We start from the raw sequence: 11,088 nt of genomic DNA on the forward strand, positions 1-11,088 counted from the left end.
GCCGTTCAGAGTGACACAGGTCGACCACGCACGGTGTCCCCGGCGGTCCACCGTGGAGCGGCCTGCCGACGGGCTACCGTCGCTGTCGTGACGGACCCGATCCCACTGGCCTCCGGCCGGGAAGCCGACGTGTTCGCGCTGGACTCCGCGCGGGTGCTGCGCCGCTACCGGGACGGCGGCGACGTGACCGTCGAGGCCCGGTTCATGGCCCACCTGTACGCGGCCGGCTTCCCGGTGCCCCGGGTGCATCACGCCGACGGCACCGACCTGGTCATGCGGCGCCTGTCCGGTCCGACCATGCTGCACGCCCTGCTCACCGGTGGGATCGACGTCGAGGCGGCCGCTGCGGTCCTGGCCGACCTGCACCGTCGCCTGCACGCCGTCGCGGCACTGCCCGACGCGGCAGCCGGCGCACGGATCCTGCACCTGGACCTGCATCCGGACAACGTCGTCCTCGACCCGTCCGGGCCGGTGCTCATCGACTGGCGTAACGTGCGGCACGGCGCGCCGGGGCTGGACGTGGCGATGACCGCCCTGATCCTCGCCCAGGTCGCCGTGGACCGGGACCAGCCGGTGGCCGCCGAGGCCGGCGACCTGCTGCACGCCTACCTGCGCGCGATCCACGGTCACGCCGTACCGCTGGTCGACGCGGCCGTGGCGCGACGCCGCGCCGACCCCACCCAGAGCGCCACCGAACGGGCCCTGCTCGTCCCGGCCGCGGCGCTGCTCGCCGCTGCCGGACGGTAGCCGACCAGCGGCACCCCCGGGGCCGGGCACGCCGCCCGGTAGGGTCCGGGGCACCAGCAGGCCAGCGGGAGGCGAGCCGATGTCCGACCATGTCGACGTGCTCATCGTGGGCGCCGGGCTCTCCGGTATCGGCGCCGCCTGCCACCTGCGCCGTCGCTGCCCGGACAAGACGTACGCCGTGCTGGAGGCCCGCGACGACCTCGGCGGGACCTGGGACCTGTTCCGTTACCCCGGGGTGCGCTCGGACTCCGACATGTTCACCCTCGGCTACTCCTTCGCGCCGTGGACCGCCCCGACCGCGATCGCCGAGGGCCGCACCATCCTCGACTACCTGCGGCGCACCGCCGACGCGTACGACGTGACCCGGCACATCCGCTTGCGGCACCGGGTCGTCCGCGCCGAGTGGGACAGCGAGCAGGCCCGCTGGACGGTGCACGTCCAGCGCGCCGACACCGCCGACACCACGGTGCTCACTTGCGACTTCCTGTACGCCTGCACCGGCTACTACCGCTACGACGCCGGACACGCCCCGCACTTCCCGGGGCAGGAGCGGTTCGCCGGGCGGATCGTGCACCCGCAGCACTGGCCGGCCGACCTCGACCACTCGGGTCGTACCGTGGTGGTGATCGGCAGCGGCGCCACCGCCGTCACGCTGGTCCCGGCGCTGGCGCGGCGGGCCGCCCACGTGACCATGCTGCAACGGTCCCCGACGTACGTGCTGGCGCTGCCCGCCCGCGACGCGTTCGCCGACACGCTGCGACGACGTCTGCCCGCCCGCCTGGCGTACCCGCTGATCCGGTCGAAGAACGTGCTGGCCACCGCCGCCACCTACCAGCTCAGCCGGCGTGCGCCCGGGCTGGTCCGCGCGCTGCTGCGGCGGGCCGTGACCCGACGGCTGCCGGCCGGGTACGACGTCGACCGCCACTTCACGCCGCGCTACGACCCGTGGGACCAGCGGCTCTGCGTGGTGCCCGACGGGGACCTGTTCGACGCCCTGTCCGCCGGGCGGGCCAGCGTGGTGACCGACACCGTCGAGACGTTCACCGCGCACGGCGTCCGGCTCACCGGCGGCGCGGAACTGGCGGCCGACGTGGTGGTCACCGCCACCGGGCTCGACCTGCTCGCGCTCGGCGGCATGACGCTGCGGGTCGACGGCGCCGACGTGGACCTGCCGGCCACCGTCGCCTACAAGGGCATGATGCTCTCCGGCGTGCCGAACTTCGCCATGACGCTCGGCTACACCAACGCCTCCTGGACGCTCAAGTCCGACCTGGTCGCCGAGTACGTGTGCCGGCTGCTGCGCCACCTGGACCGCACCGGGACCCGGGTGGTCACCCCGCTCGCCCCGCCCGACGGGCGGCGGGCGCCGCTGATCGACCTGACCTCCGGGTACGTCCGCCGTGGCCTTGCGCACCTGCCGTCGCAGGGGCACCGCCCACCCTGGCGGCTGCACCAGAACTATCCGCGTGACCTGCTGATGCTGCGCTACGGGCGGGTCACCGACGCCGGGGTCCGCTTCGACGCGGCCGGCGCGCCACGGGGGAGTGCCGTCGATGCGTAGGTTCGACTTCACCGACGGCACCGCCGTGGTGACCGGCGCGGCCGGTGGCATCGGGGCGGCGCTGGCCCACGGCCTGGCCCGGCGCGGCGCGGCACTGGTCCTGCTGGACCGCGACGCCGCCGGGCTCGACGCGGTGGCCGACGCCGTCCGCGCCGCACACCCCGGACGGGCGGTCGACACGTACGTGGTCGACCTGGCCGACGCGGCGGCCACCGGGGCGGTCGCCGGACAGGTCCGGGACCGGCATCCGGCGATCCGACTGCTGGTCAACAACGCCGGGGTGGCGCTCGGCGGGCGCTTCGACGAGGTGACCTTCGACGAGTTCGGCTGGGTGATGGAGGTCAACTTCCGGGCCGTGGCGCAGCTGACCCACGCCCTGCTGCCCGCGCTGAAGGCCGCGCCCGGGGCGCACCTGGTCACCGTCTCCAGTCTCTTCGGCCTGATCGCCCCGCCCGGGCAGGTCGCCTACGCGGCCAGCAAGTTCGCCGTGCGCGGCTTCACCGAGGCGCTGCGCCACGAACTCGCCGCCGACGGCATCGGCGTGACCTGCGTGCACCCCGGCGGCATCCGCACCCGCATCGCCCGCGACGCCCGGGTGGGCAGCGGCGTCGACCGGTCCGAGTACGAGGTGGGCCGGCAGCGGTTCGAGCGGCTGCTCACCATCGCCCCGCAGACCGCCGCCGAGGCGGTGCTGCGCGGGGTGGCCCGCCGCCGGGGCCGGGTCCTGATCGGCTGGTCGGCCCGGCTGCCGGACCTGATGGCCCGGGTCGCGCCGGTCGGTCACGGCCGCCTGCTGACCGCCCTCGGCACCCGGGGCCGGACCGCCCGCACTAGCGCGGTGTCCGCGCCGACGGCCACCGGGTCACCGCCACCAGGCTGACCAGCAGCAGCGCCACCAGGTACACCGAGGCCGGGACCAGCGGGGTCAGCAACACCGCCGTCGCGGTCACCGGGATCGCCACCCGGACCGTCCGCCGCCGGTACGCCAGGATCCGCAACCCCCAGAGCACCAGCAGGACCACCGCCACCGGTACGGCCACCGCGTACCCGGTCAGCAGCCCGTCGACCTGGTCGGGGTGGCGGCGGTGGTCGACCGTCACCGCCAGGCCCGCGCCGACGGCGGCGAGCCCGGCGAACACGACGTAGTGCCCGTAGCCCCAGGACAGCGCGCGGCGCAGCCGGGTGGGCACGTCCACCGGCCGGTCGAAGTAGAGCCACCAGAGCGCGAAGACGATCGCGGCGCCCGCCCCCGCCACCGGCCACAGACCGTCGTCACCGGCGTCCACCCCGGTCTGCACCGCCACGGTGACGGCCAGCACCACCTCGCCGAGCACGATCAGGGTGAACAGCCCGTACCGTTCGGCGATGTGCCGGGGGTGCCACGGGGTCGTCCCGGTGCGCTCGGCCAGCGCCGGCACCAGCAACTCGGCGAGGATCAACAGCAGGAACGACGGCAGACCCAGCTCGGGCGGCACGAGCAGCCGCAGCAGCCAGCCGACCTGCACCACGGTGACCCCGGTCGCGTACCGCAGGGCGCTGCGCCGGTGGGCCGGGTCGCCCCCGGCGGCCCGCAGCCAGTTCGCGACGGCGGCCAGCCGCAGCACCACGTACCCGATGGTCACGGTCGCGAAGTCGGCCGACGCGAACGCCTCGGGCACTCCGGCGGCGAGGATCAGCGCACCGGCGATCTGCACCAGGATGGTGAGCCGGTAGACGTCGTCGTCGGTGTCGTAGGCGGAGGCGAACCAGGTGACGTTCATCCAGGCCCACCAGATGGCGAAGAACACCAGCAGGTAGGCGAGCACCGCGTGGGCGGGGCGGCCCTCGGCCAGCGCGTCGTGCAGCGCGCCCGCGGCCTGCGTCACCGCGACCACGAAGCAGAGGTCGAAGAAGAGTTCCAGGTTGGTGGCCGCGCGGTGTGGCTCGTCGCGGCGGCGGGGCCGCATCGGGCGGTACCACGGTCGGACGGACGGGCTGGCGGTGACCACGGGCGCTCTCCCTCGCGGCGTCCTCAGCCACACCATAGGTGCGTCGCGTGCCGACCCGGGTCCGGTTGGCGAAGCCCGCGCCGACACCCCGGTCGCATCGAGGACGGTCGAGGGACGCATGATAGATACATGACGCATCCCTCGGTGGCCGGTCGAGTCGCCGCGCCGTCCGCCGCCGAACGGGCCTACCACCACCTGAAACGCGCCATCCTGGAGCAGTTGCACCCCGGCGGTGCCCTGGTCAGCGAGGGGGAGATCGCCGAGGCGACTGGCGTGTCCCGGACCCCGGTCCGGGAGGCGCTGCTGCGCCTGGAGACCGAAGGGCTGGTCCGCCTCTATCCCAAGCGCGGCGCGTTGATCCTGCCGGTGTCCGCCCGCGAGATCGCCGACGTGGTGGAGGCCCGTCGACTGGTCGAGGTGCACGCCGCCGAGCGGATCTGGCCCCGACGCGCCGAGATCCGTGACCGGTTGGCCGACCGGCTCGCCGAGATGCGCGTCGCGCACGCCGCCGGTGACCTGACCGCCCTGATGGCCGCCGACCGGGCGTTCCACGCCACCGTGGTCGACGCCGCCGGCAACGAGATCCTCGCCGAGCTGTACCAACGGCTGCGGGACCGGCAGGTCCGCATGGGCGAGGCGAGCTTCCGGCTCTCGCCCCGCTGGGCCGAGGCGGCCCTGACCGAGCACGCCGCACAACTCGACGCCCTCGACGGCGACGACCCGCAGGCATGGGTGGCCGCCGTGGCCGCGCACATCGACACCTCTGCCCGCGTGTTCCTGGGTCCCCGGTGATGGCGCCGCATACCGGTTCCTCCTCGTGAGCGCGTCCAGCATCGGGGCGGCCCCGCTTCCGGCGCCGCCCGCCCGGGCCGTGCTGGTCTGGGCGGTGGCGCTCAGCGCGTACATCGCGTCGATCTTCCACCGCACCTCCCTCGGCGTGACCGGGGTGGAGGCGGCGCAGCGCTTCGACATCAGCGCCGCCACCCTGGCCACTCTCACCGTCGCCCAACTCGCCGTGTACGCGGTGATGCAGGTGCCGGTCGGGATGCTCCTCGACCGGTACGGCTCGCGCCGGCTCCTGATCACCGGCGGCGTCCTGATGGTCGCCGGTCAGCTCGCCTTCGCCCTGGTCACCGACGTACGCCTGGCCGTGGCGGCCCGCGTCCTGATCGGTCTCGGCGACGCGATGAGCTTCATCAGCGTGCTGCGCCTGATCGCGTTCTGGTTCCCGGGCCGCCGCAACCCGCTGCTGGTCCAGTTGACCGGCACGCTCGGCCAGCTCGGCGCGGTCCTCGCCGCCGTACCGCTGGTGACGCTGCTGCACCACACCGGCTGGACCACCGCCTTCCTCACCGCCGCCGGCGGCGGCGCGGCCGTGCTGCTGGTGACGGTCGCCGCCGTCCGGGACACCCCGCACCGGCCCGCCGTACCCACCCCCGCCCCCGGCGGTGGGCGACTCGCCGCCGCCTGGGCGCACCCGGGCACCCGGCTCGGACTCTGGACCCACTTCGTCACCCAGTTCTCCGGCACCGTCTTCGCCCTGCTCTGGGGCTTCCCGTTCCTGGTGCAGGGACAGGGGCTCAGCCCGACCGCGGCGGCCTCCCTGCTCACCGTCCTGACGTTGGGGATGCTGCTGACCGCGCCGCTGGTCGCGCACCTGTGCGCCCGCCACCCGCAGCACCGCTCGGTGCTGGTCTTCACCGTCGTCGGCGTCACCGCCACCGTCTGGACGGTGCTGCTCGCCTGGCCGGGCCGGGCACCCGGCTGGCTGCTCGTCACGCTGGTGCTGGTGCTGGCCCTCAGCGGCCCCGGCTCGATGATCGGCCTCGACTACGCCCGGACCTTCAACCCGGTCAGCCGCCTCGGCAGCGCCGCCGGGATCGTCAACGTCGGCGGCTTCGTCGCCTCGATCACGCTGGTGCTCACCGTCGGGGTGGTGCTGGACCTGGTCACCCCGGCGGGTCAGGCCGCCCCCGACCTGACCGCGTACCGCTGGGCCTTCTCGGCGCAGTACGTGCTCTGGGCGGTCGGCGTAGTGCAGGTGGTGCGCTGGCGCAACGCCGCCCGCCGTGACCAGGGCGGGCACCGACCGACGGCAACCCGCGCCGAAGCTGTGCCGACCCGCCCGCCCACCGGTAGGTTCGCCAGCGGGAGTGATCGCGGGCGTCGCCGTCCGACCGGCGACGTCGCGGCGCAACGGCGGCGGCGCTTCGCGTCGGTGCGGACGAGGAGGAGAGCGTGAGCCAGCAGGTCAAGGGAGTCATCTCGCGCAGCAAGGGCGCGCCCGTCGAGGTCACCGACATCGTCGTACCCGACCCGGGGCCCGGCGAGGCGGTGGTACGCGTGCAGTCCTGCGGGGTCTGCCACACCGACCTGCACTACCGCGAGGGCGGCATCAACGACGACTACCCGTTCCTGCTCGGCCACGAGGCGGCGGGCATCGTCGAACAGGTCGGTGCCGGAGTCGACGCGGTCGCGCCGGGCGATTTCGTGGTCCTCAACTGGCGGGCCGTCTGCGGCGTCTGTCGGGCCTGCCGGCGCGGCCGCCCCTGGTACTGCTTCGCCACCCACAACGCCGCGCAGAAGATGACCCTGGTCGACGGCACCGAACTCGCCCCGGCCCTGGGCATCGGCGCGTTCGCCGAGAAGACACTGGTGCACGCCGGCCAGTGCACCAAGGTGGACCCGGCGGCCCGGCCGGCCGCCGTCGGGCTGCTCGGCTGCGGCGTGATGGCCGGTCTCGGCGCGGCCATGAACACCGGCAACGTGACCCGGGGCGACTCGGTGGCCGTGATCGGCTGCGGGGGCGTCGGGGACGCCGCGGTCGCCGGTGCCGCCCTGGCCGGCGCGACGACGATCATCGCGGTGGACACCGACTCCCGCAAGCTCGACTGGGCCCGCCGCTTCGGCGCCACCCACACCGTCAACGCCTCCGAGTCCGACCCGGTGGCCGAGATCCAGGCCGCCACCGGCGGCTTCGGCGCCGACGTGGTGATCGACGCCGTCGGCCGTCCGGAGACCTGGAAGCAGGCCTTCTACGCCCGCGACCTGGCCGGCACCGTCGTGCTGGTCGGCGTACCCACCCCCGACATGCGGATCGAGTTGCCCCTGCTGGACGTCTTCGGTCGGGGCGGGGCGCTCAAGTCGAGCTGGTACGGCGACTGCCTGCCCAGCCGCGACTTCCCGATGCTGACCGAGCTCTATCTCCAGGGGCGCCTCGACCTGGACGCCTTCGTCACCGAGGAGATCCCGCTCGACGGCGTCGAGGAGGCGTTCGCCCGGATGCACCGTGGCGACGTCCTCCGCTCGGTGGTGGTCTTCTGATGGCCGCCCGGATCGACCACACCGTCACCTCCGGCACCTTCTCGCTGGACGGGCAGACCTTCGACGTCGACAACAACGTCTGGGTCGTCGGCGACGACACCGAGTGCGTCGTCGTCGACGCCCCGCACGACGTGGACGCGATCCTCGCCGTGGTGGCCGGACGCCGGGTCACCGCGATCATCGCCAGCCACGCCCACGACGACCACGTCCGTGTCGCCCCGGAGCTGTCCCGCGTCACCGGCGCGCCCGTGCTGCTGCACCCCGCCGACCGGGTGCTCTGGGACATGGTGCACCCCGACGAGGCACCCGGCGGAGCGCTCGCCGACGGCGAGGCGATCACGGCGGGCGGCACCACGTTGACCGTGCTGCACACCCCCGGGCACAGCCCCGGCGCCTGCTGCCTGTACGCCGCCGACCTCGACGTGGTGTTCACCGGCGACACCCTGTTCGCCGGCGGACCGGGTGCCACCGGCCGCTCGTACAGCGACTTCGGCACCATCGTCGACTCGATCCGGGACCGGCTGCTCACGCTGCCGCCGCAGACCGTGGTGCACACCGGCCACGGCGACAGCACCACCATCGGCGCGGAGGCCCCCCAGCTTCCCGAGTGGCTGGCCCGGGGCCACTGACCCGACGGCCGCAGGGGCGTCCTCGCCGCCCCTGCGGCCGGGTACGAGTTGGCGTCGGCCCGTCGGCCTGGCCACACTCGGCGGATGTCCGTCCCGCGAGCCGCGCTGACCGCCGCCCAGAGTGCGGCGCTGCGCCACGTCCGGCAGGTGGCGTCGGGTGACCGTCCCGCCGCGTTGGCCCGGATCGGTCGGGCGCTGGCCGGCAGCGGCGTCCGGCAGGATCCGGAACGCCTGGTGTCCGCGTTCGGCCGGGCCGGGCGCGTGACGCTCAACTTCCACCCCGACCGACTGCTCGCCGACGGGCGGACGGTGGCCGAGGCGCTCGCCACCGAGGGCGTCTACCGCAGCCAGTTCGAGACGGGCATCTCCAACGGCGGGCTCAGCGCGTACCCGGGCGGCGACCGGGACCGCTGGGAACGGCGACTGTTCGGCGGCGCGTACCAGCGACCGGGTGTACGCCCGGCGGACCGCCCGAAGTACGGCGGCCTGAACCTGCTCGACCACCCGGACGGCGCGTGCCCGCGCTTCGGCTCGTGCCACCTGCGGCTGCGCCCCGAGGTGCTGACCCGCACCACGTTCTGTCTCGGCGACAGCCACCTCGGCCCACGGGACGTCGGCACCGTCGACGTGGTCGAACCGGTGCTGGCGGCGCTGCTCACGGCGACCGTCGACACCGGCATCACCCTGGGGCGGCCGGGCACGGACGTGCTGACTCTGGTCGAGGAGTTGCTGCGCCGCCGTGGGGACGCCGACACCGTGTCCCGCAGCGCCGGCCGGGCCCTGGACGACTACGTCGAGGCGCAGGTGCACGGGCCGGTCACGCTGGCCCGGGACGTACGCGAACTGGTGGTCGACCCATCGTTCCGGGGCACCGCGACCGGCGTCACCCTCGCGTCCGCCGCCGAGCGCTACGGCTTCCCGCTGCGCTGGCACGCGGGGTTCGCCCTGCCGGTGGACCGGGTCGACGCCGAGTTCCGGGGGCCGGCCATCCCGCCGCTGGCCGCCCGGGTGCACGCCGAGTTCGCCGGGTCGGGGGAGCCGGTGCACGCCGCGCTGATCGGTCGGGCCGCCGCCTCGGTGGTCACCGACCCCGGCCGCTGGGCCGATCGCGGGTCCACGGCCGAGACGCTGCAACACCTCAAGCAGCTCTGGCACGTCCTGGTCCGCTTCGGCACCCCGTACGACGTCTGAGTCTTCTGTGCGGGTCTGGCACCGGCGGTCCGGATTCCGCGCGTGACCCGGGTCACGCCTCCGGGCATCTCGCGCATGCCCGGAATGACCGACACGTCGGGCGGGTTGTGTTCCCCATAGCGCCGGCATCCACACCCCGACCGGCGGCAGTTCCCCCGAGAGCGGCTCACCCCGAGCGGCTCGTACGATCGAAAGGGCAACCATCGTGAAGCTGGACTTCACTCGATGGCTCCCGGCCATCGCGACGAACCCGAACCGGAAGACCACTCTGAGCGTGGTGGGCGTGACCGCCCTCGCCGGGCTGGCCCTCGGCCCCACCGCCGTGGCCGCGCCGATCACCGCCGGCCCGCACCAGGGCGCCGTGGCCGCCATCGACAAGGCCACCGGCCGCAACTCCAGCGGCGTCACCGTCGAGTCCGGCCTGACCACCGGCGGCAGCACCGACAAGCCCCGGGCCGGCAAGCCCAGCCGCGACGACCTCATCCCGCACGGGGTGCAGGGCGCCCAGTCGCGGGTTCCCCTCGACAACGCGCAGCGCGAAAACGCCAAGACCATCATCGAGGTCGCCAAGGAGACCGGCGTCGGCGAGCGGGGCGCGGTCATCGGCATCGCCACCGCACTCCAGGAGTCGAAGCTCTACAACCTCGGCCACCTGGGCGCGTACAACGACCACGACTCCCAGGGCCTGTTCCAGCAGCGCCCGTCCACCGGCTGGGGCAGCGTGGACCAGATCACCGACCCCGAGTACTCCTCGACGGTGTTCTTCGAGGCCCTCAAGAACGTCGGCGGCTGGCAGGACCTGCCGCTGACCACGGCCGCACAGACGGTGCAGGTGTCGGCGTACCCGTTCCACTACGCGCAGTGGGAGGAGCAGTCGGCGGACATCGTCACCCAACTCTGGTGACACCCTCCGACACCCCGGCCGGCCCCACCAAGGGGCCGGCCGCCCCCATCCCCACCGCGCCCACCCCGCGCCCGTCCCGCGCCCGCGCTCGCCTCCCGCGCCCGCGTCCGCCGCTCTCCTTGTTGATCAAGAAGTTTGAGTCGGCATGTCTGTCGTGTCCGCACCAAAACTCCTTGGTCAACAAGGAAAGCGGCGGGGCGAGGCAGATCAAGCCGCTACCCGGGAAGCTGAGGGTAGGTCCGTGCCGGACGTGGCCGGATGTCCGGTTTTCGGGTTCGGGTGGGCGGGTGCGGGGCGGAATCGGGGTGGGGTCGGTGGCGTTGTAACCCGGTGGCTGACCGAGCAGGACCTCACCCCGCTGGTGGGTGGCGGGCGGATGCCGGAATGATCTGGCTCGGTCGGTCGTTGTATCTGGTCCCGGCGCCGCGAGGGCTCGCGGATATCCCCGGGGAATGATGCGGCCGGGTCGGTGGTTGTGATCCCGACGCCGCAAGAGCCTCCCCGATATCCCCCCCTCGGGGAATGGTCCGCCCCGGCAGGTGGTTGTGCATTGACCCGACGCCGAAGACCCGGTGAATCCGCCTCGGATCTGGTGCGTCGTTCCCCCTCTTCTTGTTAGCGCCTGACGGCGTTCGCGTTGCCTGTCCGTTCCCCCCTTGGGCTGGTGGCGTCTACCCCCGAATGGAGCTGTCTCATGAACTCGAAGCTGCTGCGTAAGAGTGTTCTCGGTGTTGCTGGTCTGGC

The 11,088-nt window shown here is 73.7% G+C and carries 10 protein-coding genes; 9 read left to right on the plus strand and 1 reads right to left on the minus strand.

Features of this window, described 5'->3' with window-relative positions:
• Window positions 1-87: 87 nt before the first annotated feature.
• The 3 genes from ACWDVW_RS28035 to ACWDVW_RS28045 all read left to right on the plus strand — a co-directional run bounded on the left by ACWDVW_RS28035 (window position 88) and on the right by ACWDVW_RS28045 (window position 3,188).
• The gene (locus tag ACWDVW_RS28035) at window positions 88-747 is read left to right on the plus strand and encodes a phosphotransferase (RefSeq protein ID WP_449954641.1); all 660 of its coding nucleotides are present in this window, start codon (window positions 88-90) and stop codon (window positions 745-747) included.
• Between the two features lie 79 nt (window positions 748-826).
• Entirely contained in the window at window positions 827-2,308 is a 1,482-nt protein-coding gene (locus tag ACWDVW_RS28040) for a flavin-containing monooxygenase (RefSeq protein WP_449954644.1), read from the plus strand.
• Window positions 2,301-3,188, plus strand: coding sequence for an SDR family NAD(P)-dependent oxidoreductase (locus tag ACWDVW_RS28045; protein WP_449954647.1), 888 nt, complete (start codon window positions 2,301-2,303; stop codon window positions 3,186-3,188). The genes ACWDVW_RS28040 and ACWDVW_RS28045 overlap by 8 nt, the downstream gene beginning before the upstream one ends.
• Here the strand turns inward: ACWDVW_RS28045 and ACWDVW_RS28050 are convergent.
• The gene (locus ACWDVW_RS28050; protein WP_449954650.1) at window positions 3,139-4,296 is read right to left on the minus strand and encodes a low temperature requirement protein A; all 1,158 of its coding nucleotides are present in this window, start codon (window positions 4,294-4,296) and stop codon (window positions 3,139-3,141) included. The two genes, ACWDVW_RS28045 and ACWDVW_RS28050, sit on opposite strands and share 50 nt — an antisense overlap.
• A 129-nt stretch (window positions 4,297-4,425) precedes the next feature.
• On the opposite strand from ACWDVW_RS28050, the gene ACWDVW_RS28055 reads away from it, so the two are divergent.
• The 6 genes from ACWDVW_RS28055 (at window position 4,426) to ACWDVW_RS28080 (ending at window position 10,344) form a co-directional block, all read left to right on the plus strand.
• Window positions 4,426-5,088 (plus strand): GntR family transcriptional regulator, encoded by a 663-nt coding sequence (locus ACWDVW_RS28055; protein WP_449954653.1) that lies wholly within the window; start codon window positions 4,426-4,428, stop codon window positions 5,086-5,088.
• A gap of 25 nt (window positions 5,089-5,113) precedes the next feature.
• Window positions 5,114-6,538: an MFS transporter gene (locus tag ACWDVW_RS28060; protein WP_449954656.1), complete on the plus strand. Its 1,425-nt coding sequence runs from the start codon at window positions 5,114-5,116 to the stop codon at window positions 6,536-6,538.
• Window positions 6,535-7,620, plus strand: a complete 1,086-nt coding sequence (locus ACWDVW_RS28065) for an S-(hydroxymethyl)mycothiol dehydrogenase (protein WP_396752652.1) — start codon at window positions 6,535-6,537, stop codon at window positions 7,618-7,620. Before ACWDVW_RS28060 ends, ACWDVW_RS28065 begins: the two co-directional genes overlap by 4 nt.
• The gene (locus ACWDVW_RS28070) at window positions 7,620-8,249 is read left to right on the plus strand and encodes an MBL fold metallo-hydrolase (protein ID WP_449954659.1); all 630 of its coding nucleotides are present in this window, start codon (window positions 7,620-7,622) and stop codon (window positions 8,247-8,249) included. Before ACWDVW_RS28065 ends, ACWDVW_RS28070 begins: the two co-directional genes overlap by 1 nt.
• An 84-nt stretch (window positions 8,250-8,333) precedes the next feature.
• Window positions 8,334-9,440, plus strand: coding sequence for a DUF3626 domain-containing protein (locus ACWDVW_RS28075; RefSeq protein ID WP_449954662.1), 1,107 nt, complete (start codon window positions 8,334-8,336; stop codon window positions 9,438-9,440).
• Window positions 9,441-9,645: 205 nt separating this feature from the next.
• Window positions 9,646-10,344 carry a hypothetical protein gene (locus ACWDVW_RS28080; protein ID WP_449954664.1) on the plus strand — a complete coding sequence of 233 codons (699 nt, stop codon included), beginning with the start codon at window positions 9,646-9,648 and terminating at the stop codon, window positions 10,342-10,344.
• Window positions 10,345-11,088 lie beyond the last annotated feature (744 nt).

It is taken from the genome of Micromonospora sp. NPDC003241, assembly GCF_053589795.1.

Bases quoted from the DNA above. Each gene is read 5' to 3' on its own strand.
- ACWDVW_RS28040 (WP_449954644.1), top strand. From the start codon at position 827: ATGTCCGACCATGTCGACGTGCTCATCGTGGGCGCCGGGCTCTCCGGT.
- ACWDVW_RS28045 (WP_449954647.1), top strand. From the start codon at position 2,301: ATGCGTAGGTTCGACTTCACCGACGGCACCGCCGTGGTGACCGGCGCG.
- ACWDVW_RS28055 (WP_449954653.1), top strand. From the start codon at position 4,426: ATGACGCATCCCTCGGTGGCCGGTCGAGTCGCCGCGCCGTCCGCCGCC.
- ACWDVW_RS28070 (WP_449954659.1), top strand. From the start codon at position 7,620: ATGGCCGCCCGGATCGACCACACCGTCACCTCCGGCACCTTCTCGCTG.
- ACWDVW_RS28075 (WP_449954662.1), top strand. From the start codon at position 8,334: ATGTCCGTCCCGCGAGCCGCGCTGACCGCCGCCCAGAGTGCGGCGCTG.